Below are 25,178 nucleotides of genomic sequence, written 5' to 3' on the forward strand. Positions count from 1 at the left end.
TGCGGACACGTGATCTTCGCGAGATCGATCCGAGTTTTTTATGTTGTTTGCTAGGCTCTACAGGCGAATTCCGCCGGCAACAAGGGCGCGGTCTTCAATCCGTGTCGCCCACGGGCTAAGAATCGGACTGCTTTGAGTCGGAGTCCGAAGGAGTTCGCGATGCTGAAGATCATTACCGCCGTTTCCTGCGCCTGCGTGACCATCGAGATGGCCTCGATGCAGCCGGTTGCAGCCGAAAACGTTCCGCCGCAGCTCGTCGGCACCTGGCTTGCCGAGGATATCGGTGGCGGCGGCGTGATCGACGATCTGCAATCGACGCTGGAAATCCGCGAGGACGGCACCTATGGCGGCATGGCCGGCTGCAACCATTTCACCGGCACCTTCAGTCTGTCGGGCACGACGATCACCTTCGGCCCGGCCGCATCGACACGCAAGATGTGCGTGCCGGCGGCGATGACCCAGGAGCAGAAATTCCTGGAGGCGCTTGGCAGCGAACTCTTCTGGGCAGTCGAGGGATCGAAGCTGGTGCTCAACAAGGCGGAGGGCAGAACCGCGATCAAACTGGCGTTGATATCGGCTGGTTCCGAAGGAGCCGACGTGACGTTCCGCGTTCCGGGGGCCGGTGCGGTGGATCGGCAATCGATGCGCTATGATTGCGGCGGCAAATCCGTCGAAGCGGAATACATCAATGCCGGCCCGGTTTCATTGGTGACTTTCACGATCGACGGTACCTTTGTCGTCGCCTCCAACGTGATTGCCGCTTCGGGCGCGAAGTATGCCGGCGGCCAGTACATCTGGTGGACCAAGGGCGACGAAGCGACGCTTTTCGACGCGACGAAGGGCGAAGAAGACCAGGGCGTCGCCTGCAAGCCCGCGCCTTGACGCGCAGCCTGCCCGGCAACGTCTTTAGGCGCGCTTTCCAACCCGGCTAAAGAAGTTTCCGGGAGAATCGGAACTTTTGCCCTCGCTTCATAGTTACAATCCCGGCGCTGTCGCGCTGTCGTTGTGAAAAGGGAGTTGATCCATGGGGCTGCTTATCGGAATCCTGATTACGTTCCTTGTCATCGTGTTGGTGCTCTATCTCGTCCAGCGGCTGCCGCTCGACGCGCGCGCCAAACAGATCGTCCAGATCATCGTGATCATCATCGGCATCATCTCTCTGTTGAAGTACCTGGCCGTCTTCTGACGCGCCTCGTTCCCAACCAATGTGAAAGCCGCCGGCTCCGATGTACCGGCGGTTTTTCTTTGCGCGGTCGGTCGATACTGACGGAAGCTGACAGTCGTTATGCCTAGGGTCGCGTCATCGAAACGGGAGACCCGACCATGCTGTCACCAAATCTCATCCTGCTTTATGTCGAAGACCCGCTGGCGAGCGCACGCTTCTACACCGACCTGCTCGATCGCGAGCCCGCCGCCGCCTTTCCAAGCTATGTCGCCTTCGAACTGGAAGACGGCCTAACCTTCAGTCTCTGGTCCACGGCGGCGAGGGATTTCGTATCCTCCGGCACGGGCCATCGCTCGGAAATCGCCTTCATGGTGCAGGACGATGCCGAGGTCGAGCGGCTCTATGCCGCTTGGCAGGAGCGGGGGCTTACAATCGAGCAGGAGCTGAAAACGGCCGTCTTCGGTCGCACCTTCGTCGCGCTTGACCTGGATGGTCACCGCCTGCGCGTCTGCCGGCCGGATGATTGAAGTGCTGCGAACGCTGTGATTCCGGGCCGATTTTGTCTAAACCTGCTCGTGGTTGATCTCTATCTGAGAAAGCAGTGACGCGGCCTCGCTCGAGTTGAACCAAGTATTGCCGGTATCGGCAAAGAATGGTTCTATGTCGATATGGGGGCTAATCGTCGTTTGGTTTCGATCATCGTTGCCGTGACTGTCTTGTTCGCGGCGATCGATGTTGTGTGGCTGCCATTTTCGACAATCAGCCTTGATCCGCGAAACTTTGGTCACCTTGCGAAGGCGGCGTCGGCCGCTTTGGCTGCCTATCTGATCGGCAGGCTTGTTCTCTACCGCTTGCGCGATGAAAGATCGTGGGCGGCCGGTGCGATGGGCTGCGGACCGCCTCATTGTGCTGGTCGTGGTTTCCACGATCTTTCTGCCACTCGGCTTCGTCAGTGCCATCTTCATGTATTTGGCTTCGGCGACCCAGGTCCCCCTGGTCGATGGCAAATTGGCGGCACTCGACGCGGCGCTAGGCTTCGATTGGCGTTCATTTCTGGAGACGACGAACGGGTCTCCGCCGGTCGCATGGGCATTGGTAATTGCCTATCACAGTCTGACACCTCAGGTGATTGCGCTGTTTCTCTTGTACAGTGCGGCTCGGCGAGCGGACAAAGCTTTGGAGTTCATCGCGCTGCTTGCGGTTTCCTCGGTGTTTACCGGCCTGTTGATGGCGATGTTTCCGGCCGCGGGCGCCTATGCCTATTTCGATCCGCCGCCCGAAACCTTCGACGCGTTTACGGCACGAGCCGGGATGTGGCACTACTCCGAACTGCTGAGGCTGAGGTCGGGGGACAACTTCAACCTGTTCGTCGGGAATGCGCAAGGCCTTGTGACTTTCCCCTCCTACCATACGGCCCTTGGAATCATGGTTGTCTATTCCCTGCGCAGCGTTCGCTGGGCCGCCGGCCCGATCGCTGTTTTGAACGCAGTGATGATCATCGGTACGCTGCCAGAGGGTGGGCATCATTTGAGTGATGTGATCGCCGGAGCGATGGTCGCTGTGGTTTCAATTCTGGCCGTTCGAGCGGTCGTGGGAATGGGACGGGAACGGTACCGACCGGAGCAGGCTGCGACGACACTTTAGGCAACGGCCAAAACAAAAAAGGCCGGGGCAAACCCGACCTTCCTCATCACCTTCGATCGACGCCAGTTCATCCGTGGTCATCAAGAAGGTGTGACTGTTCAATAGCTTCTGTTCGTGACAGGCAAATGACGAACTGACTTCCTTCCCGAAAGTCGGCGGCCCGGATCGCCGCCGACCGATGGTCTCAATCTGCCACTTCGACCAAAAGCTCGATTTCGACCGGCAATCCCAGAGGAAGGCTGGCGACGCCAAGAACGATGCGGCCCGAGAGAAGCTCTGGACCGAAGACCTTGGCGAGAAGGTCGGAAGCGCCATCGGCGACCGCGGGATGATCGCGGAAATCGCCTGATGTTGCGATGTAGACGCCGAGCTTGGCGACGGCGGTGACCCTATCGAGCGAACCGAGTTCGGCCCTGATCGCCGAGAGTGCGCTCAGGGTAGCGATTTCCGCGGCGCGCCGTCCCTCATCGACCGTTAATTCGACCCCAAGCCGGCCGACGACCTGCGGCTTGCGGTCGATCACCGGCAGCATGCCGCTCAGATAGAGCAGCTTGCCGATCCTGACCCCTTCGACATAGTTGCCGAACGGTGCCGCTGGAGGAGGCAGCGCGATGCCGAGTTCATTCAGCCGCTGTTCTGCGCCAGCGGCGGGCGCTTGCGCGCGGCTTACCATTTGCCCAAATGCGCGCCGCCGTCGACGTTCAGCACCTCTCCGGTGACGCGCGGCGCCCTGGTCAGGAACAGGACGGCATCCACGATCTCATCGACGCTGGAGATGCTGTGCATCGGCGAGAGCGTGTTGAGGAAATCCTTCGGGTTGTCCTTGTGTAGCGGGGTGTCGACGACGCCGGGGGCAACGACGTTGACGCGGATTCCGTCCCTTGCATATTCCATGGCGATATTCTTCGAGATCGCATTGATGCCGCCCTTGGTCAGCATCGCGACGGAGGCGTTCATGCCCGCGATCGGGCGATCGGCCAGCGGCGTCGTGATGCTGACGATGCTGCCGCCTCTCTTTTGCGCCAGCATCTGCCTGACGACCAGCTGGGTCGTGTGGAGGAATCCTTCGATGTTCGTGGCGCTCAGCTGGCGGTAGTCTTCGGCGGTGTAGTCGACGAAGGGCTTGGTGAAGAAGATACCGGCATTGTTGACGAGCGCATCGATCGAGCCGAACCGGTCGATCGCGGTTTCGACCACGCGTTTCGCCGTGGCCGGATCGGCGATATCGCCGTCGACGCGGGCCAGCCGGTCCGATTCGACGATGTCCCGGGACTGGCTGACGCTTCGCGAGGTTGCGACGACGCTATAGCCCTGCGCGAGAAAAGCGTTCGTGAGGCCCGCGCCGATGCCCTGGGACGCGCCGGTGATGATGGCGACCTTGTTTGCCATTTGATCTCTCCACGGTTGGATTGCGTTCGTGGGATCAATATGGTCGAGGTGCGATTGCACGATTAGATGAAATTATCTGGAATTACTTTTCCATCAGTGCAAAAATTGTGGCCATGGTCGATCTGAACGATATCGCGGTTTTCGCTGCCGTAGCGCAATTCGAGAGTTTCAGTCGGGCGGCGCGCGCGCTCGGCATGCCGGTCTCCACCGTCAGCCGCAAAGTGACGGCCCTTGAGGAGCAGCTGGGCGTCACTCTGTTGCAGCGGACGACGCGCAAACTGAGCCTCACGCTCCAGGGGCGCGCTTACTACGCGGAGTGCAGCGAACCGCTGAAGCAGCTTCGCGACGCCGAACGGGTCCTGAGCGAAGCGCAAAGAAAACCCGAAGGGCTTTTGCGCATCACTGTCCCCATGACTCTCGGGCAGCCGCCGTTCTTTGATTTCCTGTCCGGTTTCCTGAAGAGATACCCCGAGATCGAGGTCGACCTCTTGGTCACAAACATGTTCATGGACCTCGTTGCCGAAAACATCGACGTCGCGGTCCGGTTTGGCGAATTGCGCGATTCGTCGCTCGTCGCCCAGCGCATCGGCAGGAGCACCCACTTCCTCGTGGCTGCTCCCGAATACCTGCACGAACACGGCATGCCCTCCGCGCCGGAAGATCTGCGCGGCCACCGTTGTGTGCTGGTCAACGCCCGGAACAATGAAACCGAATGGCATCTCGTCAACGGGGACGAATCGATCAGGCTTCCCGTGAGCGGAGCCGTCTCGGTCCACGATATCCAGTCGGCCAGCGCTATCACCGAGCGCGGCCACGGCATCGGCCGGCTTCCGCCGATCTTCTGCGACAGCCTGCTTGCGAGCGGCAAGCTCGTGCGTGTGCTTCCAGGATGGTCGGCGCCGGATGTCTTTGTGCATGCGGTCTATCCGACGCGGCGGTTTCTGCCGTCGCGGTTACAGGTCTTCTTGCAGGCGTTGAGAGCCTGGCGTGGCCCGGCATGGCAGCCGCTTCGCTAGCCTTCGACCTCTTCGAGCTTCTGTGCGAATACGCTGAAGCCGGCGCGGCGGTAGGTGTCTTGCGCCTTGGGATGATCCCATTCGTCGGTGTGCAGCCAGATGCGCTTCGCACCGCCCTCCCAGACGGCGCGAAGCGCCCTGTCGAGAAGGAACGGCCCGAGCTTCCTGCCATACGCCTCCGGTACAAGGCCGAAATGGGTGAGCTCGACATCCGGCGTATCGACGCGATCGAATTCGCAGAGCCCGACCGCGCGGCCCTCAAGCCGAAGAATGTAGAGGCCGGTCGAGGCGCTATGTAGAAAACAGTCGAGATCGGCTGCGGGCATGCGCAACCGCTGATCCCAGCGCAGCGGTTCGCCGACGGCGCGATAGAGCGGCAGAAAGGCGGCGGCATACAGCCGTTCGGGCGCGACCGCTGCATGCTCGATCGGTGGCGGAAGCGCTTCGCCCGCGGACTGTTCACGCATTTCCATATAGGTCACGAGCAACTGAACCATGAGTGCACCAGAGTAACGCGTTTGGCTGGATTCTCACATTTCTGGCGGGGCATGGAGCGCCGCCTAAACGCGAGTGGGGAGCGGCCCGGGGGAACGTTTCGGAGGGTTGGAATTCTATCTATTTGATTTTTATGGTGATCCCGCTGCGATTCGGATGCGGGACCCCAGCTTAGGAATGTGTAGTTAAACCCTTATGCTTCAGGCGTTTTGGATTTGTCGTGCGCCATTTATGCTCCCTTCGAGGAAGGCATCATCAGCGGAACCCGACGGAAAATATCCGAATTGAGATAGCAAATGCCAACATACTCCATCAAGAGTCGTGGACGGTCGGAATACGCTGCCGAGGGTGCGTCGCGCGGTCCACTTGAATTGAGATTGCCAGCTGAGTCGGCATAGCCGGCTGACGGCGCTTGTGAAAAAAAAGCGAGGGGCAAAGGCCCCTCGCTGCCACGGTAGAGATCTGCTGGTCTGCTTACCAGCAGACTGTCCCGCTTAACGCGCGGTTGACACGACGCCTGTGCCGCCGCCGCTTTCGCTACCGCCGCCGCTTTCACTGCCGCCGCCGCTTTCACTGCCGCCGCCGCTTTCGCTGCCACCGCCGCTTTCGCTGCCGCCGCCGCTTTCGCTGCCGCCGCCGCTTTCACTGCCGCTTTCACTGCCACCGCCGCTTTCGCTGCCGCCGCCGCTTTCACTGCCGCCGCCGCTTTCACTGCCACCGCCGCTTTCGCTGCCACCGCCGCTTTCGCTGCCGCCGCCGCTTTCGCTGCCACCGCCGCTTTCGCTGCCGCCGCCGCTTTCGCTGCCGCCGCCGCTTTCGCTGCCGCCGCCGCTTTCGCTGCCGCCGCTGCTTTCACTGCCACCGCCGCTTTCGCTGCCACCGCCGCTCTCGCTACCGCCGCCACTTTCGCTGCCGCCGCCACTTTCAGTTGAACTTCCACCTCTGTCGCCGGTCCCCTTCGAACCGTCGCTCTTGCCGCCAATTTCGCCAGCGCCGCCGATTTTACCGCCGTCGGCGAATGCTGACGCCGTGGAACCCGCCGCTACGAGTGCGCAGATAGCAACTGTTTGAAGATACTTTTTCATGTTGGTCTCCCAATGTTGATTCAAGTATTTGCCCAGCCGCCGAGCAATAACTCACTCCTCAATATCGAGGCTAGGCATGTCCTTCCGTGACCTCTACTAAGCAGAGGTTGCGGGCGCCGCGTTCAGTGCCGGCGCCTCGCTGATGCCGCCGCAGAAACAAATACCCTGGGACGAAGATAACCCCCTCCGGTGCCACGTTTTTTTCGGGGTCGTCGGAGCCGTCAACTAATCGCTTCCTAAAGCCTGTGATTTTTTCACATTTACTAATAAAAATGCAGGCGACTATGACCGTAACTGCACATTTGAAGCAGATTTCGAACCATAGCGTGCAAACAACGCGACCGACGCCGCTGATCCCTGCGAAGCTGCGCATGAGGCCTGCATGCAGGGGTTACGCATGAAATTTTCGCATGTCTGACGCCGAGGAATCTGGTGTGATTCAAGGCGTCTCCTTTTGTTTTGGATGCTGATGACGGTAGAAACAACGGTGCCGCCGGGTGCGTGACCGCAACGCTGTGCGCAATTTCGCCCTGCTGCGCAAGTTTGCAGCAGTCGTTGGAGTGGCAGAAGTTCGTCTGCTGTAAAGAGCCGATCCACGTCTTCGATTGGGAGCCGATTTGTACCAGTTCGCGCGAACACGTTGTTCGTCTGGCGCAAAAGATCGCCGGCGGAAAATTTGAGAGACCCAACGGCGAGAACATCCAGTGGTTTTTCGACGAGCTGGCAAAATATCGGGCGCTCGCAATCTAGTTCCCCTTCGGCCTGCGCGAAGAGATTATCTCGCCTTACGAGCGTGGTGATCTGAAACTCGCGACAATCTCTGAGTGGGTCCAATTGCCTCCGGAAATGACCAAAATCGTGCGCAGCGAAAGCTCGCTTCTGCTGCGCGAGAGCATACTGACTGCCGGCTGAAAACACTGAGTAGCTCGCAAGGCTTCATATCGCGGGCTGCTTCTCTTTCCTTGCGCCCTGATGGCGCCTCTCTTCATTTCCCATTGTTTGTTGCCTGGCGGCGCTGCGCGTTAGCGTTGATATTCAACGCTGCGCGTTGCCGTTCCGGTTAGCTGTTGTGCACCATCCGTGCGCCAACGAATTCCCGCTAATACTCGGAAAGGCCTGAAAACGCTGGTAAATCTGGTAAACCAGTGGGGCACGGGATCGAGTGTGAAATTCAACCTAAGTTGTAGAGAAGATTGGTGATCCCGGCGCGATTCGAACGCGCGACCCCCAGATTAGGAATCTGATGCTCTATCCTGCTGAGCTACGGGACCACTTGGATAGCACCCATACAAAAGCAAGGCCTCTTCGCCAAGTGTTTTTGCATGAGTACCGGCGGAAATGCAGGCAGTGCCGAGCTTCGGCTATCCTGAAAGGGCGGCGCGTCGCCGGGGGCCCCTCGGGTTGAAATCGATTACGAAACGGGGGCTGGTCTTTCAGGTCTTTCGAATGCTAAGCAAGGCAGGCGTCGGCTTGAGGAGCCAGGCGCTCCCCTTGATACCTTCTTCAGAGACCTGATCCACATATGTTCATCGGAATAGATTGGGGCGGCACAAAAATGGAAGTCATCGCGCTCGGGCGTGATGGCGAAACGCGCGCCCGACATCGCGTCGCGACCCCGACCAGCGGCTACGACGATTGCATCCGTGCCGTTCTCGATCTCGTTGCCGCCGCCGAGCAGACGGCAGGCGAAACGGGGTCGATCGGTATTGGCATTCCCGGTAGCCCCAATCCGCGCACTGGCATCGTTCGCAATTCCAATGCGGTGCTGATCAACGGCAAGCCGCTCGGACGTGACCTAGAGGCGGCGCTCGGCCGACCGGTCAGGCTCGCCAACGACGCCAACTGCCTGGCGGTTTCGGAAGCGGTGGACGGTGCGGGCAGGGACGCGCATGTGGTTTTCGGCGTTATCGTCGGCACCGGCCATGGCGGGGGACTTGCGATCGACAAGAAGGTGCATGCCGGTTACCAGGGCGTTGCCGCCGAGATCGGCCATTATCCGCTGCCGTGGATGACCGGGGACGAGTATCCCGGGCATAAGTGCTGGTGCGGCAAACACGGCTGCCTCGACATGTATGCCTGCGGTACCGGCGTCGAGCTCGACTATCGAATTACCACGGGCGTCGAGCGGCGCGGACGCGATATCATCGAGGCGAAGCGGGCGGGCGATCCGGTCGCAACGGGCGTCTACGAGCGCTTCGTCGACCGGCTGGCGCGCAGCCTTGCGCTGCTCACCAACATCGTCGACCCCGACGTCTACGTGCTTGGCGGCGGCATGTCGAATGTCGACGAAATCTATGACGACGTGCCGCCGCGGGTGGTCAACTATCTCTTCGGCGACACGTTCGAAACGCCCATCCGCAAGGCCCTGCATGGCGACAGCTCGGGCGTGCGCGGCGCAGCCTGGCTCTGGAAGGACTGAACCCATGAATGTCGACAAGGACTTGGGCCGCATCGCGCGGCAGGAACAGGAATTGCAGTTCGAGCGCTTCGACCTCGAAACGGCCTGGGAGCTCGGCGCGCTGCTGCGCAAGATGGCGGTCGAGCGCAAGCTCGGTGTGGTCATCGACATCACGCTGTTTTCGATGCAGGTGTTCTACGCCGCGCTCGAAGGGGCGACGCCCGACAATCCGAACTGGGTGCGCCGCAAGCGCAACACGGTTTTCCGGCTGTTCAAGAGCAGCTATGCCACCGGCCGCGAGCTCGCGAAGGCGCAGACGAACCTGCAGGCGAAACTCGGGCTTGCCGATGCCGACTATGCAGCCCACGGCGGCAGCTTCCCGATCTTCGTCAAAGGCACCGGCTGCATCGGTGCGGTCACGGTTTCCGGTCTGCCGCAGCGCGAGGACCACAACATGGTTGTCGAAGCGCTTTCGTCCTTGCTCGGCAAGGATCACGACGCGTTGAAGCTCGAGGGCTAAGTGTTGGCAGGCGATATTTTCTCCCAGTCCCAGATTTTGTCGCAATGGCTGGCCGACAAGGCCCTGCCGCTCTGGCGCGACAAGGGTGTCGATGCCTCAGGCGGCTTCGTTGAGACGATCGACATGGCGGGCGCGCCGACGCGCGCCAACCGGCGCTCGCGCGTCCAGCCGCGACAGGTCTATTGCTTCTCGGAAGCCGGCCGACGCGGCTGGTTTGGCGATTGGCGCGGCGCGGCCGAAGGCGGACTTGCCTATTTCGATCGCGTCTTCAAGCAGCCGAGCGGCTTCTACGGCGCCCTCGCCGATGTGGATGGCAATTTGCTCGACGGATCCTTCGATCTCTACAATCAGGCCTTCGCGCTGCTCGCCTTCGCTTACCTTGCCGAGGTCGTGCCGGCGCGAAAGGCGGAGATGATCGAACGCAGCAACGACCTTCGGTCTCGGATCGAGGCGCACGTCAAGCATCCCGTTGCCGGTTTCGAGGAAGACAACCCTTCGCGCCTGCCGCTTTGCTCCAATCCGCACATGCATCTCTTCGAGGCGTGCCTTGCCAGCGAGGCGGTTGAGGGCTTCGATCAGGTCGCCTGGGCCAATCTCGCCGACGAGATTGCGGATCTGGCGATGGATCATTTCATCGACGCTGAGACCGGAGTGCTGCGTGAGTTCTTCGATCACGACTGGGCGCCGATTGCCGGCGACAAAGGCCGCATCGTCGAGCCCGGCCATCTCTTCGAATGGGCTTGGCTGCTGTTGCGCTGGGCAGAGCGTCGCGGCAGCGCCGAGGCGATCGTGAAAGCGCGGCGGCTCTTCAATATTGGCGAGGCGCACGGCATTTGCGCGAACCGCAACGTCGCGATCATGACGCTTCTCGACGATCTCTCGGTGGCCGATCCGATTGCGCGGCTCTGGCCGCAGACCGAGTGGCTGAAGGCCGCGGTTCGTTTCGCGGCGCTGACCAGCGGCGCCGAGCGTGAGCGCTATCTCGCTTCGGCGGCGCGGGCGGCGGCAGCGCTTCAGACTTTCCTGGAGACGCCAGTCGCCGGTCTTTGGCGCGACAAGCAGAAGGCCGATGGCAGCTTCGTTGACGAGCCTGCACCGGCCAGCAGCTTCTATCACATCCTCTGCGCCATCTACGAAACCGAGGATTGCCTGGCACGGCTCTGATTTGCCGATCCGGAGCAGGTCCTTTTGTCACGGCCCGTCGCAATCGCGGCGGGCCATTTTCTTTGTCCCGATGGCCAAATGTGATCGCGTCATATGTTGACATAAAGATATCTTTATGTGATTGACTCGTTTATTGTTTGTCGTTTTCAGAACGGGAGATTTCCCATGTCCGCCATCGGCGCCCTTTTCGGTGACGTTTCCTCCAAGCCGGACGGCTCCGAGATCAAAGAGGCGCTGCGTCGGGCGGCGAGTGAACGCATCCTGATCATGGATGGCGCGATGGGCACGGAGATCCAGCAGCTCGGCTTTATCGAGCAGCATTTCCGTGGCGACCGGTTCGGTGGCTGTGCCTGTCACCAGCAAGGCAACAACGATCTTTTGACGCTGACGCAGCCGAAGGCGATCGAGGACATTCACTACGCCTATGCGATCGCCGGCGCCGACATCCTCGAGACCAACACCTTCTCCTCGACCCGCATCGCCCAGGCCGATTACGGCATGGAGGACATGGTCTATGAGCTCAACCGCGACGGCGCCCGGCTGGCGCGCCGCGCCGCCAAGCGTGCCGAGGCCGAAGACGGTCGCCGGCGCTTCGTCGCCGGCGCGCTTGGGCCGACGAACCGCACGGCGTCGATCTCGCCCGACGTCAACAATCCCGGTTATCGCGCCGTCACCTTCGACGATCTCAGGATCGCCTATGCCGAACAGATCCGCGGCCTGATCGACGGCGGCGCCGACATCATCCTGATCGAGACGATCTTCGACACGCTGAACGCCAAGGCGGCGATTTTCGCGACCAAGGAGGTCTTCGTCGAGAAGGGTATCGAGCTGCCGGTGATGATCTCAGGCACGATCACCGACCTTTCGGGCCGCACGCTTTCCGGCCAGACGCCGACAGCCTTCTGGCATTCCGTTCGCCATGCCGATCCCTTCACCATCGGGCTCAACTGCGCGCTCGGCGCCAATGCCATGCGCGCCCATATCGACGAGCTCTCTGGTGTCGCCGATACCTTCGTCTGCGCCTATCCCAATGCCGGCCTGCCGAACGAGTTCGGCCAGTATGACGAAACGCCGGAGCAGATGGCAGCACAGGTGGAAGCCTTCGCGCGCGATGGCCTCCTCAACGTCGTCGGCGGCTGCTGCGGCTCGACGCCCGCTCATATCAGCGCGATCGCGAGAGCCGTTGCCAAGCACCCGCCGCGCGAGATCCCCAAGGTCGAGCCACTGATGCGGCTTTCCGGGCTGGAGCCTTTCACGCTGACCTCGGACATTCCGTTCGTGAACGTCGGCGAGCGCACCAACGTCACCGGATCGGCCAAGTTCCGCAAGCTGATCACAGCCGGCGACTATTCGGCCGCACTCGATGTCGCGCGCGACCAGGTGGCGAACGGCGCCCAGATCATCGACATCAACATGGACGAGGGTCTGATCGATTCGAAGCAGGCGATGATCGAGTTCCTGAACCTCGTCGCTTCCGAGCCCGATATCGCCCGCGTGCCCGTGATGATCGACTCGTCGAAATGGGAGGTGATCGAAGCGGGCTTGAAATGCGTTCAGGGCAAGCCCCTGGTCAATTCCATTTCCATGAAGGAAGGCGAAGAGGCCTTCCTGCACCACGCGAAACTCTGCCGCGCCTATGGTGCAGCGGTCGTCATCATGGCCTTCGACGAGGTCGGCCAGGCCGATACCAAGGCGCGCAAGGTCGAGATCTGCAGCCGGGCCTACAAGCTCCTGACCGAAGAGGCCGGCTTCCCGCCCGAGGACATCATCTTCGACCCGAACATCTTCGCGGTGGCGACCGGCATCGAGGAGCACAACAACTACGGCGTCGACTTCATCGAGGCGACGCGCGAAATCATCGCCACGCTGCCGCATGTGCATATCTCCGGCGGTGTCTCCAACCTTTCCTTCTCCTTCCGCGGCAACGAGCCGGTACGCGAGGCGATGCATGCCGTCTTCCTCTATCACGCCATCCAGGCGGGCATGGACATGGGCATCGTCAATGCCGGCCAGCTCGCCGTCTATGACGCGATCGACCCGGATCTGCGCGAGGCCTGCGAGGACGTGGTGCTCAACCGTCGCACCGATTCGACCGAGCGCATGCTTGAAATCGCCGAGCGCTATCGCGGCCAGGGCGGTTCGCAGGGACGCGAGAAGGATCTCTCCTGGCGCGAATGGTCGGTGGCAAAGCGTCTTGAACACGCGCTCGTCAACGGCATTACCGAATACATCGAGGCCGACACAGAGGAGGCGCGGCTTGAGGCAGCGCGGCCGTTGCACGTCATCGAAGGCCCGCTGATGGCGGGTATGAACGTCGTCGGCGACCTCTTCGGTTCCGGCAAGATGTTCCTGCCGCAGGTGGTGAAATCCGCACGCGTGATGAAGCAGGCGGTTGCCGTGCTCTTGCCGCACATGGAGGCGGAGAAGCTTGCCAATGGCGGCGAAGCGCGCGAAAGCGCCGGCAAGATTCTGATGGCGACGGTCAAGGGCGACGTGCACGACATCGGCAAGAACATCGTCGGCGTCGTGCTTGCCTGCAACAATTACGAGATCATCGATCTCGGCGTCATGGTGCCCTCGGCGAAGATCCTCGACGTAGCACGCGAGCGGAAGGTCGATATCATCGGTCTCTCCGGCTTGATCACCCCGTCGCTCGACGAAATGGTGCACGTCGCCTCCGAGCTTGAGCGCGAAGGCTTCGACATTCCGCTTTTGATCGGCGGCGCGACGACCAGCCGTGTGCACACGGCGGTCAAGATCAATCCGCGCTACGATCGTGGCCAGACTGTCTACGTCACCGATGCCAGCCGTGCCGTCGGCGTCGTTTCGAGCCTCCTGTCGCCGGAGGCGCGGGGCAACTACATTGAGACGGTCCGGGCGGAGTACCGCAAGGTTGCCGACGCACATGCACGCAACGAGGCGGAAAAGCGTCGGCTGCCGCTGTCGCAGGCGCGCGCCAACCAGCACAAGATCGACTGGGCTGCCCATCAGGTCAAGGCGCCGTCCTTCCTCGGCACGCGGGTCTTCGAGAGCTGGGATCTGGCGGAGCTTGCCCGCTATATCGACTGGACTCCGTTCTTCCAGACCTGGGAACTGAAGGGCGTCTATCCGAGGATCCTGGAGGACGAGGCGCAAGGTGCCGCCGCCCGGCAACTGTTCGACGACGCCCAGGCGATGCTTGCGCAGATCATTGAGGAGAAGTGGTTCGCGCCGAAGGCCGTGGTCGGCTTCTGGCCGGCCGGCACCGTCGGCGACGACATCCGGCTGTTCACCGGAGAGGATCGCGCTTCTGAGCTTGCGACCTTCTTCACGCTGCGTCAGCAGCTGACGAAGCGCGACGGCCGCCCGAATGTGGCCCTTTCCGATTTCGTCGCTCCGGCCGACAGCGGCTCCAACGACTATGTTGGTGGCTTTGTCGTCACCGCCGGCATCGAGGAAGTTGCGATTGCCGAGCGCTTCGAGCGTGCCAACGACGACTATTCCTCGATCCTGGTCAAGGCGCTGGCCGACCGTTTTGCCGAAGCTTTTGCCGAGCGCATGCATGAATATGTGCGCAAGGAACTCTGGGGCTATGCGGCCGACGAGACTTTCACGCCGCAGGATCTGATCGGCGAGCCCTATGCCGGCATCCGTCCGGCGCCCGGTTATCCGGCGCAGCCCGACCATACGGAAAAGGCGACGCTCTTCCGGCTGCTCGATGCGGAAGCTGCGATCGGCGTCACCCTGACCGAGAGCTATGCGATGTGGCCGGGTTCGTCGGTGTCCGGCCTCTATATCGGCCACCCCGAGGCCTATTACTTCGGTGTCGCCAAGGTGGAGCGCGACCAGATCGAGGATTACGCGACACGCAAGCGCATGCCGGTGCGCGAGGTCGAGCGCTGGCTGTCGCCGATCCTCAACTACGTGCCGATGCCGGAGAGTGAGGCGGCGGAGTAATCTCGCTCGGACGGCAGACAGACGGGCCGGTCTTGCCCGTCCATTCGCACGGAGGCCGTCGCACCCGGGGAATGCGGTCAGTCGGGAAGGCTTGCCAGAAAGCCGATGAGCGCGACGTTGAAGCGGTCCGGCCGCTGCAGCGGTGCGAAGTGGCTGACGCCGGAAAGCAGGATGAATTCGGCGCCGGGAATGCTGCGCGCCAGATAGTCGGCGTGCTCGCGCTTGATGAACTCGTCGTTTTCGCTCTGGACGATCGCGACCGGTACGCGGATCCGGCCGAGTTCTTCGGCGGTGTAGTTCGGCTCGGTCTTCTGCATCTCGCTGACGGCGTCGACGAAGGCGCCGAAATCGTCCGGCGTTGCCGATAGCTGTCTGTAGTCGCTCGAATGGCGGCCGAAGCAGCGGTCGAGCGCCGGGCTCGGCTCGATTTCCTTGGTTCCGCTCGGGTCCATGTTGCAGGCGAAGAAGAAGACGCCGGCGGCACGCTCCGGCTCCATCGAGGCGAGGACGAGTGCAATGCAGGCGCCGTCGCTCCAGCCGGCAAACGCCGCCTTCTCGAGCTCCAGCCGGTCCATGACGGTGATCGCGTCCGACGCCATCAGCTCATAGGTGTAGGGCCTGGTGTCGCGGGTGCTGCGGCCGTGGCCGCGGCTGTCGATCAGGATGACGCGGTGCCCGGCCGCAAGCAGCGCCGGCACCTGGTAGCCCCAGTTGCCGCTATGGCCGAGGCCACCATGCAGCAGGATCACCGGGGTGCCCCGGCCATAGGCCGCGTACCAGATGCGCGCGCCGTTGTGCTCGACGTGGCCCTCGACAGTTGCGGTTGGCAGGGGCGCTGCGCCATGTTCGGCAAATGCAGCAAGGTCGTCGTCCTGGAATTCCATGCACGCGGCCTCCGCTGCCTGATTCGCGACACGGGAAGCCTAGTTCACCGGCTGCGACTCGGGAAAGTGCCAGGAACCGTCGAGAATCTCCTTCCGGGGCCGGTAGAGCCGCACGGTATAGTTCCAGCCGTCGACCACAGGCAGGCAGTTGGCGATCTTGCCGTCGCAGCCGCCGAACTGGATCGAGACGCTGCCGTCATCAGCTTTCTTCGCAGTGATGTTGTTGATGGTGTAGGCGTCATATTGGTTCTTCTCGTAGAACCCTTGCGCGTCGTAGACGCTGACCGACCAGAAGGCATCGACCGGCACGTCCTTGACGGTAAGCTTGTAGACCGTCTTGCCGTCGTTCTTGGCCGGCGTGACGTTGAGATAGGTTGCGTCCTTGTCCGGATTGCCGCCCCAGCCGGTCGCCGTGCCGATCAGGTGGCGAATCGGATCGACCTCTTCCCTGGTGCCGAAGGCCTTCTTGAAGTCCGGCATGGTGGCGCCGAGCGCGAGCAACGCCTCGCGCACCTTCTTCTGGCTTGCCGGATCCCAGGCCGGGACCTCGAACTTGCCTTCTGCCTGCTGGCTGGCCTTGATCGCGTCCTGCAGCGCATGGACTTCGGCAAGGTCCTTCGGATCGGCGGGATCGACGAGGGTCCGCACGCCGACGACGGCGTAGCGCGTGCCGACCTTTTCTTTCGTCAGCGTGGTTTCGCCGGCGCCGTAGACGACCTCCGGTACATAGTGGTCTTCGTTGACCACCTGCAACGACATAAAGCGTTTTCCCGCGTCCGGCATGGTGACGGTCACAGGGCCGGCATCGAGATCGAACACGGCCGACGAATAGAGCGTGTCCCGATTGAGGCGAATGACGGTCTGATTGTCGATCGAAGCGGGTTCGCGTCGGTGCACGAATTTGCCGAAGCCGCCGTCCTTTACCATGGAAGCCAGATACATGTCGCTCTCGGCGCGAACGAAGTTGTCGACGCCGACCGTAACGGGCTCGGCGGCGGCCGCCTGCAACGGGTTGATGCCGACGAGAGCCGCTGTCAGAGCGAAGGCCATGCGAGATGTTGTCATGTCAGGGTCCTCGGTGCTCAATTGACGTGTTGCAGCGATGGGGCTTTCCACTTGCCATCCAAGGCGTCCGGTTTCGGCCAGTAGAGCCGCATTGCCATGAAGAACGGGCCGGTGGGAGCCGGCAACCAGTTGGCCTCCTTGTCGGGACCGGGGCTTTCGTTCTGGACATAGAGCGTCAAACCGCCATCGGCGTCCTTTTTCAGGTTCGGCAGCATCGGCGAGTTGATGAGATAGCGGTTAAGCGGATTGGCGTAGAGCAGGCTGGACGGCAGCTCATAGAGGGTGAGAGACCAGAAGGCGTTGACGGGCGGCAGTTGCCCGGGCTCGAAGCGCAGGGTGTATTTGCCGGCGCCGGTCAGCGGCTTCTTCTGGTCGTCGATGAAATAGGCGGGATAGAGGGCCTCGTCCTTCGAGTTGCCGTAGATGCCGAGCACGGCGCCTGACATGCGCTGCAGATAGTCGTTCTTCAGGAATTCCCGTGTGCCGAAGCTGTCGGCACTCGAAGCCTTGCCGGTATCGATCATGGTCTCCTTGTGTTCCTTAAAGGCAGCCCAGGCATCCGCCATGCCGTCTGAGACCGCCTTCTGGATGTCCGGCGAGAAGGCCTGCAGGTCGAATGTCTTGCCGGCGCCGATGTTCAGGTCGGCGAAACGCTCCATCAGCGTTATCTCGGAGGGGTGCGTGGGGCAGAACTGCAGGATGAAATTGAGAACTTTGAAGAAATCGGCTGAGGTTTTTTCGTCGGCAGCGCTCAAGGGGGCAATGAAGTCGACGGCGGGTGCTGGTGCCGGGGCCGGCTGGCCGAGGAACTTCGATAGCGGCTCGACCTTGTAGCCGGCCTGGACCTTCTTGACGTTTTCTATGTCGCCGGGACTGAAGAGTTGTGTGCGGTAAAGCACGAAGGCGAACTCGGTCTCGGAGCGGATCACGGATGTGATGCCGCCAGGGGTCTCGCCTTTCCAGTTCGGGCCGGCCAACAGGTAACTTCCTGCCTCATTCCCGGTGGCGCGGCTGCCGACATAGGCGAAGTTGAATGTGTAGAGGTCGATGAATTGCAGGGAATAGTAACGCCCCTTCTCGACCGCCGGCACGGTGAACACCAACGGCTCTGCCCTGAGATCGGCGCCGACATAGGAATAGGGCGTATCGGAATTCGGGGTCTGGATCGCCTTGTCGTCCGGAGTGTAGACGCGGGCATTGTTGACGAGTTCGTTCCAGGGCGCCTTGAACTCCGGCCCGCTGGCGTCGACAAAGTAGGAGTGCTGGATCCGATAGTTGTCGACGAGCGGGAAGCCGTAGATATAGGCGTCCTTGGCAATGGCGCGCGCCTCTTCTGCGGACAGACCGATATCGGCGGCACTCGCTCTCGTTGCCTTGAGTGCCGGCAGCGCCGTTGCAAGAGCGCCGAGCATCAGCAGTGATCGTCGTTTGAGCATGGCGGTTTCCTTCCGATAATCGCCAACAATCGTGCCAGTTCGATGGGGCACCGCAAGTACGTAACGGTTACGGCGCTGAGCAAGCGTTGGCCTGTGCGCGCCGATGGCGCCGCCTGCCAAGCTGCGGTAACATCTGCGCTGGAGTACATCGTACGTTGAGAGCTCGTCGATGGAGCGCCGTCTCGCTGCCGTCCTGTTCGCGGATGTCGTCGGTTACAGCCGCCTGAGCCGGCTGGACGAGGAAGGGACGCGCCTGCGATTCCAGTCGGACCTTTCCAACATCCTGGAGCCGTTTTTTATCGAGCATCACGGGCGTCTGGTGAAGACGATGGGCGACGGGCTGCTCGTCGAGTTCCGCAGCGTCGTCGATGCGACGCAATGCGCAATCGAGATCCAGAGGCGCAAGGCGGCAGAAGCCGGCAAGGGGCCAGATGGCGAGAGGCTGGATTTCCGCATCGGCATCAATCTCGGTGACATCATCGTCGAGGGCGACGACATCCATGGCGATGGCGTCAACATCGCCGACCGGGTGCAGGCGCTGGCGCAGCCTGGCGGCATTGCGATATCCGGCACGGCCTATGACCAGATCAGCTCCAAGCTGAAGGTCGGTTTCGTGTCGCTCGGGCAGCAGCCGGTCAAGGGGCTCGGCGATCCGATCCGGGTCTACCGTGTGCTCCTGGACCCGGAAGCCGCAGGCAGGACGGTTGTTGAGAAAAACCGACGAAATACTGCCTGGGCAAAGGGGCTGGTGATCGGGCTTGCCGCGATCGCAATTTCGGCCGCGCTCGCCTGGTGGCAGCCGTGGGCATGGATCGGGCCCGACGGCCCGGCGCAGCGTTTCGCCTATCCCCTGCCGGACCAGCCTTCCGTCGCGGTGCTGCCCTTCATCAATGTCAGCGGCGACAGCGACCACGACCACTTGGCCGAGGGACTGACCGACGATCTCATCACCGAATTGTCCAAGGTGTCCGGCCTCTTCGTCATCGCCCGGCACTCGGTGTTTGCGCTCAAAGGGAGCGCCACCAAGATCCAGGACGTGGCTGCCGAACTCGGCGTGCACTATGTGCTGGAGGGCACGCTGCAGCGGGCCGACCAGCGGCTGCGCATCAACGTCAAGCTCATCGACGCGATGAGCGGTCTTTCGCTGTGGGCGGAGCGCTACGACCGGCAATATGCCGATCTCTTCGCCGTCCAGGATGACGTCATCGGCAAAATCATTGCAGCGCTTGAGGTCAAACTCAGCGAGGGCGAACGCGACCGGTTGGCGCGGATCCCCACGGATAATCTCGAAGCCTATGACAACTACATGCGCGCCGAGCAGCAAGGCCTTATCTGGCGCGATGTCGAGACCAATCGTCAGACACTCGCCTTTTACCAGCGGGCGATCGATCTCGATCCGAATTTCGCCGATGCTCATGCCGGCATAGCGCGCATCGCGGTCGACGTCTGGCGCAACGACTACAACTATCTCTGGTCGGCGGCCGTGGCACGCAAGATCGCCTATGATGCTGCCGGGCAGGCGTTGAAACTCGACGCCAACAATGCGCGCGCCCACACGGTGCTGGCGCTGCTGCAGCTCGTCGATGGACGCGCTTCGGAGGCAAAGGAATCGGCGCTCAGGGCCGTCTCGATGCAGCCCAACGATGCCGAGGCGCTCGCCAACCTGGCGCTGGTCCTTGCCCAGACCGGGGAGCACGAGCAGGCCTTAGACGATATCGAACGGGCACTCAGGCTCGATCCGTCGCCCTCATCGAGCCTGCAGCTTCTGGCGGGCATCGTCTACTACACTGCGCGCCGCCTCGAAAAGGCGATCCCATTGATCGAAGCGGCGCGCGAGACGCTGCCGAAGGCGGAAGCCGTGAAGGAGTATCTCGCCTCGGCCTATGCCCAGCGCGGCGACCAGCAGAGCGCAGCGGCAGTAGCCGCGGAACTGCTAAAACTCTTCCCGGACACCAACCTGACCTATTATAGCTATCTCTATGACTACTGGCGCGAAGAGGACCTCTATCGTCACCTTTTCGGCCTGCGTGTCGCTGGCATTCCGGAATGGCCCTTCGGCTTTGTTGGTGCTGCCAGCGACCGGCTTGGCCCGGCGGAACTCAAGCAATTGACCGATGACAAGACCTGGGTTGGCGTGCACAAGAACGGCACGAGCTTCGCGCAGTTCTTCGACAAGGCCGGAAACACCGCCTACCGCACCAGCAACACCAACATCACCGGCCATGTCGAAGTGAAGGGCAACCAGCTCTGCGAGAAGTATGACGGATATTTCCTCGACCGCATGGTTTGCGGCTACGTCTACCGCAATACGGCAAAGGGCGAGCGCACGGCGGACTACATCAACGTCACGCCGCAGGCGCTGAAGTTCTTCTCGATCGAGAGGTGACGGCAGTCACCCGGCATCGAAGCACTCACTCCATTGACGCTGTTCCGGACGGAAAACCGCTACACACTTTTCCTGGAACTGCTTTAGGGCGAGGGCTTCGTCCAGTTGATCGACGTCTTCTCGGTGAGCAGCGTCTGCTCGACCTCGGACCAGTGCTTGCGCGAATCGACCACCTTGTTCGGGTTCTTCACAAGGCCGTCTGCAGCGCCGGGGTCGTAGCTGAGGTACAGCTTGTCCTCGATGATGCGCCAGGCCTTGGGGTCGATGTTGGTCGTCACCGTGCCGAAGGAGACGCCATCGGCGCAGTAGCCGCCATATTGCGGCGCATAGCGAGTGGGTTCCTTGATGAACTGGTCACGGTGCTCGGCGCTTGCGAACTGCCAGGTGGCGCCGAGCCAGCGATAGCTGAATTCGGGCGATCCTTCGACCGCCTTGTTCTCTGTAAAGTAAGCGACCGGATCATAACCCTTGATCGCCACGTCGCCGAAATAGCCGGTGTTGACAGGTTCTTCCGCCAACGCCGGGCTGGCGAATGCGAACAGCACCGCCGTCGCCGCGATTGCGCCCGCTATCGGATATCGAGACATGCCATGTCCTCCGTTTCCGGATGTGCTTGTTATTGTCGCTTGGTGCATTCGCCGTAGAGCCAGTCGCCGACGAGGTCGGCCTTCTGGCAGGTGGCTCCAGCCTTCAGCAACAGCTCGGCGGCCGGCCAGTGGGAGCGCCACCCCGCTTGCGTCAGCGGGGTGTAGCCGTTGCGTTCCTTGGCCTCGATGTCGGCCTTGTTGGTCAGCAGGAAAGCCACGATCTCGGCGTGGCCCTCTTCGGCTGCCGCATGCAGCGGCGACATCTTGTAGAAGTTGGCGACGTCGTTGACGGTAGCACCCTTGGCGACGAGCAGCTTGACGGTTTCGAGATTGCCGCCATAGGCAGCGGCGTGCAGCGCCGTCAGGCCGCCTTTGTTGCGAATCTCGATGTCGCCGCCGCGGTCGATGAGAAGCGCTACAACTTCCGTGCGCCCCTTCAGAGCGGCGATCAGCAGCGCCGGCTCGCCAGCCGCATCGGGCTCGGTTATGTCGGTTCCCTGATCGAGCAACTGTTTGACGCGTTCTGTGTCGCCGTCCCGTGCTGCGTCATGCAAAGGACCTGCTATGGCCGCCGCGGCAAAGGACGCCACCACGACGAATGCTGCCAGGATAGAATTCATCGCGCAACCTCCGCCCCAGCTTCGGTCTCGCCTAATTGGAGAAAGCGAAAATACCACAGGGCGACCGGTGGAAACAGGCATTACCGCCGCCTGATCCATACTCCTTTTGGGTGGCTGCGATGATGAATGCCTGTCAGGCGGCGACCTGCATCAGGTCGAGCATGCGGTCGATAGCGCTCGGAATGGGCGCGATGATCGGCGTCGGGAACAGCGGCTGGAGCTGTTCGGCCGCCTGGCCGAGTGGGCCGCCACCGATGATGACGGCCTCGGCGCCATCCAATTCAACACACTGACGGACGGCGTCGCCGAGGGCTTCCAGCAGGCGCTCCGGATTGGCAGAGAGCGCGAGCGGGTCGCCTGACGTGCAGCGGATGCCGGTATACTGGTCCCAGACGCCGAGATCGCGGGCGCGGTCGTCGATCGCCTGGATCAATTCCGGCGTCGTGGTGGCGACGCCGAACTTGCGGCCGCCCTGCGAGGCCTCGATCATCGAGGCCTCGCAGATGCCGATCACGGGGATCGCGAGGCGGCGTTTGAGGGCGGCAAGGCCGGGATCGCCGAAGGCGCTGACGACAATACCGAGGCATCCAGCCCCATGCCTTTCGCCAATCTCGACGACTTCGGCAGCGGCCGCATCCAACTGCTCGGGCGTCACGATCATCAGCGGGTTCCGCATGGCCGTGGCGACTGCCACGGCCATGCGTCCTGATGCAGCCCGGCGTGCGATGGCGACCATCATGTCGCTGGTGGCATGCGAGCTGTTCGGGTTGATCAGAAGGATATGTGAGCTCACGTTCTCAGTTCCGCGCCGACTTTGATTTCAGAAGTGTCAGCCTTTGCGAGGTCGGCGTCCGCAGGCTGGGTCAGGTCTTCCATCGACATGCCGTAGGTCTCGGGCCCGAGCTGGATGCAGAAGGCGAAGACCGCATACATGCCGGCGGCGAGACCGAAGACACCGACCATGCCGTAGACGTCGAAGAGGGCGCCGGCGATGGTTGGGATGAAGGAACCCGCAGCCGAGCCGGTTGCCAGGATCAGCGCCACGCCGAAGGCGCGGATGCGGGTCGGGAAGAGTTCGGGCGCATAGATCCAGATCGAGGTGTTGAGCAGGAGAACGAAGAACTGGAAGATCGCGCCGAACATCAGGACGAGGTAGATGTTGGTGCCGAGATAGGCGATCGAGACTGCCGCAAGGCAGGCGAAGACAGCGCCGAGCGTTAGCACCTTCTTGCGCGGGAAGTAGTAGCCGAACATCGAAGCGGCGACGGCGCCGAGCACGCTGCCGCTCTGGATGATCATGCTGTAGAGCAGGCTTCCCTGGAGCGTGTAGCCCATGGACACGAAGATGATCGGCATCAGTGTCAGCACCGAAAGCTGGGCGCCGTAGCTCATCAGGATGGCGATGGCGACCGGGATGGTGCGGCCGATGAAGGGCGCGCGGAAGAGTTCCTTCCAATCGCTCTTGACCGGTTCTTCGTCCTTGAGGTGATCCTTGGTCAGATACTCCTGCACCTTGAGATTGCGTGGCCGCAGCGAGCCGGAGGCGAGGATCGAAAGCACCTTGTTGGCCTCGTCGATCTTGCCCTGCGATGCCAGGAAACGTGGTGTTTCCGGCACGAAGCGGCGATAGAAGACGACGAGCAGGGCCGGCAGAGCGAGCGAGGCGAAAAGCCAGCGCCAGCTGTTTTCACCCGGGAAGAGGGTGAAGATCATCAGGCCGAAGGCAGGCGCCAGGAAGTTGCCGAAACCGCCGGCGCCGACATTGACGAGGCCGGCCGCCGTGCCGCGGAATTTTGGCGAGCAGAATTCCGACAGCATCGTCACCGCCGTGGAGATCTCGCCGCCGACCCCGAAGCCGACGATGGCGCGGGCAAAGCAGAGGGTGGCGAAGTTTGGCGCCATGGCGCAGGCGGCCGAGCCGATGGTGAAAAGCAGGAGGTTGATGGTCAGCATCACGCGACGGCCGTAGCGGTCGCCAAGGATGCCGGAGAGCAGACGGCCGAGGGCGGCGCTGCCGAAGGTGATGGTGTTGAGGAAGCCGATGTCGGTGCCGGTGAGACCCCAATGTTCCTTCAGGATCGGGCCGGCGACGCCGATGGTGTTCTGCTCGAAGCTGTCGAACAGGCAGCCGATGAGCACGAGGGCGAGGATCTGCTTGTGGGCGCCGGTGACGCCGATCTTGGTGAAGGCTGATTCCAACTGTCTGATGACCGGCGATGACCTGCCGGACGGTACCATATTTTCCGCTGCCATGGTTCGTTCCCCTTTATGGCTCAACAACGTGAAAATTCAGTTTCATGAAATCTACATCATGAAATTATGGTTTCATAGAAGATTCGATGATGCACTGCGAAAGGACGGAGCCCTTCGCCGCATCAATCTGCGGAATGCAGGTTTCGTGCCATCTTAAGCGAAACCTCAGTTTCGTCTTTTCTGTCAGCGGCTTGGAGGCTGGCTGTCGTGGCGCAAGCGAAGGAAACTGAAGTTTCTTATGTGCAAAAAATAATCTGGCGTTTCAGGCCGCGGCCCAATCCACGCTCACAATTCCTCCAGCGCATCGTTGATGGCTTCGATGCCGCGGAGCCGGTTTCGACCGGCCGTGCCGGCGATTTCGATGCATCGTGTCGTCAAGAGATGGCAGAGCGCCATGACCGAGACGTGGTTGAAGAGGGGGCCTGGCGCCAGTGTCTGGCAGCGGAAATGCCATTCCGCCTGGTTGAGGAAGGGCACGCCCTCGTCGGTGATGTAAAGCAGCCGCGCGCCCGATTTTTCCAACTGTCCGAGAGTCGGCTCCATGAGGGAGACGCGCCGGCGCAGTCCGAAGAGGATGACGACATCGTCGCGGCCGATGCTGACCAGATGTTCGCCAAGCGTCTGGCCGCCTCCGGGTATGGCGCTGATGTTCTCGATCACCTGCGTCATCTGCCATTGCAGATAGGTGGCGAAGGAATGGCTGGCGCGGAAGCCGATGACCCAGACCTTGCGGGCGCCGAGAATGGCGGTTGCCGCCGCCGTCACCTGGGTCTCGGAGATGGCGAGAAAGGTCGCCTCGATGTTGGCGACGCCTTGCGCCACATGTGAGGAGAGCGACTGTTCGCCGCCGCTGTCGGTGGCAGTCGCAAGGAACAGCCGCGAGCCCGTCTGCTTGTCGGCGCGGGCATGACGGCGCGCCTCCTCGTAGTTGTCGTAGCCCAAGCGCTGGATGAAGCGGGAGACGGTCGCCTTCGACACGTGCGCCAGCGCCGCCAGTTCCTGGGCCGAGTAGCTCGCGACCTCGCCGGGAAAATCGCAAAGGAAATCCCCCAGCCGCCGCTCGGCCGGATGCAGCTCCGGCAGCACCTGGCGGACGCGCGTGAGGAAGGAGCGTTCTTTGGGGCTCATGTCGATT

24 protein-coding genes and 1 tRNA gene are annotated in these 25,178 nt (G+C 61.9%); 11 read left to right on the forward strand and 14 right to left on the reverse strand.

Annotated features, from left to right (window positions below):
• The first annotated feature begins 159 nt into the window (after positions 1-159).
• The 3 genes from V7S54_RS13970 to V7S54_RS13980 all read left to right on the forward strand — a co-directional run bounded on the left by V7S54_RS13970 (position 160) and on the right by V7S54_RS13980 (position 1,692).
• Positions 160-882 (forward strand): META domain-containing protein, encoded by a 723-nt coding sequence (locus V7S54_RS13970; protein WP_065374220.1) that lies wholly within the window; start codon positions 160-162, stop codon positions 880-882.
• A 142-nt stretch (positions 883-1,024) separates the two neighbouring features.
• Entirely contained in the window at positions 1,025-1,186 is a 162-nt protein-coding gene (locus V7S54_RS13975; RefSeq protein WP_089044368.1) for a Thivi_2564 family membrane protein, read from the forward strand.
• Between the two features lie 137 nt (positions 1,187-1,323).
• On the forward strand, positions 1,324-1,692 hold the full coding sequence (locus tag V7S54_RS13980) for a VOC family protein (protein ID WP_065374221.1): 369 nt from the start codon (positions 1,324-1,326) through the stop codon (positions 1,690-1,692).
• A 36-nt stretch (positions 1,693-1,728) separates the two neighbouring features.
• Here V7S54_RS13980 and V7S54_RS13985 read toward each other — a convergent pair whose 3' ends face one another.
• Positions 1,729-2,091 (reverse strand): hypothetical protein, encoded by a 363-nt coding sequence (locus V7S54_RS13985; RefSeq protein ID WP_336408440.1) that lies wholly within the window; start codon positions 2,089-2,091, stop codon positions 1,729-1,731.
• Between V7S54_RS13985 and V7S54_RS13990 the strand changes: the two genes are divergently transcribed.
• The gene (locus tag V7S54_RS13990; protein ID WP_336408439.1) at positions 2,072-2,809 is read left to right on the forward strand and encodes a phosphatase PAP2 family protein; all 738 of its coding nucleotides are present in this window, start codon (positions 2,072-2,074) and stop codon (positions 2,807-2,809) included. The two genes, V7S54_RS13985 and V7S54_RS13990, sit on opposite strands and share 20 nt — an antisense overlap.
• A 184-nt stretch (positions 2,810-2,993) precedes the next feature.
• Here V7S54_RS13990 and V7S54_RS13995 read toward each other — a convergent pair whose 3' ends face one another.
• Both V7S54_RS13995 and V7S54_RS14000 read right to left on the reverse strand, forming a co-directional pair.
• Positions 2,994-3,482 (reverse strand): RidA family protein, encoded by a 489-nt coding sequence (locus tag V7S54_RS13995; RefSeq protein ID WP_065374223.1) that lies wholly within the window; start codon positions 3,480-3,482, stop codon positions 2,994-2,996.
• Positions 3,476-4,198, reverse strand: coding sequence for an SDR family NAD(P)-dependent oxidoreductase (locus V7S54_RS14000; RefSeq protein ID WP_065374224.1), 723 nt, complete (start codon positions 4,196-4,198; stop codon positions 3,476-3,478). The genes V7S54_RS13995 and V7S54_RS14000 overlap by 7 nt, the downstream gene beginning before the upstream one ends.
• Here V7S54_RS14000 and V7S54_RS14005 point away from each other — a divergent pair.
• The gene (locus tag V7S54_RS14005) at positions 4,192-5,214 is read left to right on the forward strand and encodes a LysR family transcriptional regulator (protein WP_234792999.1); all 1,023 of its coding nucleotides are present in this window, start codon (positions 4,192-4,194) and stop codon (positions 5,212-5,214) included. The genes V7S54_RS14000 and V7S54_RS14005 overlap by 7 nt on opposite strands.
• Here V7S54_RS14005 and V7S54_RS14010 read toward each other — a convergent pair.
• Together V7S54_RS14010 and V7S54_RS14015 are read right to left on the reverse strand one after the other, a co-directional pair.
• On the reverse strand, positions 5,211-5,711 hold the full coding sequence (locus V7S54_RS14010; protein ID WP_336408438.1) for a GNAT family N-acetyltransferase: 501 nt from the start codon (positions 5,709-5,711) through the stop codon (positions 5,211-5,213). The genes V7S54_RS14005 and V7S54_RS14010 overlap by 4 nt on opposite strands.
• Before the next feature lie 492 nt (positions 5,712-6,203).
• Positions 6,204-6,794: a PE family protein gene (locus V7S54_RS14015; RefSeq protein WP_336408437.1), complete on the reverse strand. Its 591-nt coding sequence runs from the start codon at positions 6,792-6,794 to the stop codon at positions 6,204-6,206.
• Between the two features lie 501 nt (positions 6,795-7,295).
• On the opposite strand from V7S54_RS14015, the gene V7S54_RS14020 reads away from it, so the two are divergent.
• The gene (locus V7S54_RS14020; protein ID WP_141679549.1) at positions 7,296-7,544 is read left to right on the forward strand and encodes a hypothetical protein; all 249 of its coding nucleotides are present in this window, start codon (positions 7,296-7,298) and stop codon (positions 7,542-7,544) included.
• A gap of 444 nt (positions 7,545-7,988) precedes the next feature.
• Here the strand turns inward: V7S54_RS14020 and V7S54_RS14025 are convergent.
• Positions 7,989-8,065, reverse strand: a tRNA-Arg gene (locus tag V7S54_RS14025).
• 251 nt (positions 8,066-8,316) lie between these two features.
• Between V7S54_RS14025 and V7S54_RS14030 the strand changes: the two genes are divergently transcribed.
• From V7S54_RS14030 to metH, 4 genes are all read left to right on the forward strand, one after another.
• The gene (locus V7S54_RS14030; protein ID WP_065376814.1) at positions 8,317-9,213 is read left to right on the forward strand and encodes an ROK family protein; all 897 of its coding nucleotides are present in this window, start codon (positions 8,317-8,319) and stop codon (positions 9,211-9,213) included.
• Positions 9,214-9,217: 4 nt separating this feature from the next.
• Positions 9,218-9,712, forward strand: a complete 495-nt coding sequence (locus V7S54_RS14035) for a heme-degrading domain-containing protein (RefSeq protein WP_065376815.1) — start codon at positions 9,218-9,220, stop codon at positions 9,710-9,712.
• A 3-nt stretch (positions 9,713-9,715) separates the two neighbouring features.
• Positions 9,716-10,876 (forward strand): AGE family epimerase/isomerase, encoded by a 1,161-nt coding sequence (locus tag V7S54_RS14040; RefSeq protein WP_065376838.1) that lies wholly within the window; start codon positions 9,716-9,718, stop codon positions 10,874-10,876.
• Between the two features lie 165 nt (positions 10,877-11,041).
• Complete coding sequence (gene metH, locus V7S54_RS14045; protein WP_065376816.1) at positions 11,042-14,812, forward strand: methionine synthase; 3,771 nt, start codon at positions 11,042-11,044, stop codon at positions 14,810-14,812.
• Positions 14,813-14,889: 77 nt separating this feature from the next.
• On the opposite strand, the gene V7S54_RS14050 is transcribed toward metH, so the two are convergent.
• Genes V7S54_RS14050 through V7S54_RS14060 form a run of 3 tightly spaced genes read right to left on the reverse strand, consistent with a single transcriptional unit; the run spans position 14,890 to position 18,197 of the window.
• Positions 14,890-15,696, reverse strand: a complete 807-nt coding sequence (locus V7S54_RS14050; protein WP_065376817.1) for an alpha/beta fold hydrolase — start codon at positions 15,694-15,696, stop codon at positions 14,890-14,892.
• 39 nt (positions 15,697-15,735) lie between these two features.
• On the reverse strand, positions 15,736-16,761 hold the full coding sequence (locus V7S54_RS14055) for a DUF1254 domain-containing protein (protein ID WP_065376818.1): 1,026 nt from the start codon (positions 16,759-16,761) through the stop codon (positions 15,736-15,738).
• A gap of 17 nt (positions 16,762-16,778) precedes the next feature.
• Entirely contained in the window at positions 16,779-18,197 is a 1,419-nt protein-coding gene (locus V7S54_RS14060) for a DUF1254 domain-containing protein (RefSeq protein ID WP_065376819.1), read from the reverse strand.
• A gap of 169 nt (positions 18,198-18,366) precedes the next feature.
• Here V7S54_RS14060 and V7S54_RS14065 point away from each other — a divergent pair, with 169 nt between their 5' ends.
• On the forward strand, positions 18,367-20,583 hold the full coding sequence (locus tag V7S54_RS14065) for an adenylate/guanylate cyclase domain-containing protein (RefSeq protein WP_065376820.1): 2,217 nt from the start codon (positions 18,367-18,369) through the stop codon (positions 20,581-20,583).
• An 83-nt stretch (positions 20,584-20,666) separates the two neighbouring features.
• On the opposite strand, the gene V7S54_RS14070 is transcribed toward V7S54_RS14065, so the two are convergent.
• The 5 genes from V7S54_RS14070 to V7S54_RS14090 form a co-directional block, all read right to left on the reverse strand.
• Complete coding sequence (locus tag V7S54_RS14070) at positions 20,667-21,170, reverse strand: YHS domain-containing (seleno)protein (RefSeq protein ID WP_065376821.1); 504 nt, start codon at positions 21,168-21,170, stop codon at positions 20,667-20,669.
• A 29-nt stretch (positions 21,171-21,199) separates the two neighbouring features.
• Positions 21,200-21,790, reverse strand: coding sequence for an ankyrin repeat domain-containing protein (locus V7S54_RS14075; protein ID WP_065376822.1), 591 nt, complete (start codon positions 21,788-21,790; stop codon positions 21,200-21,202).
• 133 nt (positions 21,791-21,923) lie between these two features.
• Positions 21,924-22,583, reverse strand: a complete 660-nt coding sequence (locus V7S54_RS14080) for an aspartate/glutamate racemase family protein (RefSeq protein WP_065376823.1) — start codon at positions 22,581-22,583, stop codon at positions 21,924-21,926.
• Positions 22,580-24,043, reverse strand: a complete 1,464-nt coding sequence (locus V7S54_RS14085) for an MFS transporter (RefSeq protein ID WP_065376824.1) — start codon at positions 24,041-24,043, stop codon at positions 22,580-22,582. Before V7S54_RS14085 ends, V7S54_RS14080 begins: the two co-directional genes overlap by 4 nt.
• A 285-nt stretch (positions 24,044-24,328) precedes the next feature.
• A complete protein-coding gene (locus V7S54_RS14090) occupies positions 24,329-25,171 on the reverse strand; it encodes a MurR/RpiR family transcriptional regulator (RefSeq protein ID WP_065376825.1) in 843 nt (280 codons plus the stop codon).
• Positions 25,172-25,178: the final 7 nt, after the last annotated feature.

This window comes from Ensifer sp. CCNWLY38 (genome assembly GCF_037120565.1).
In the GTDB taxonomy this organism is placed as follows: Bacteria; Pseudomonadota; Alphaproteobacteria; order Rhizobiales; family Rhizobiaceae; genus Ensifer; species Ensifer adhaerens_H.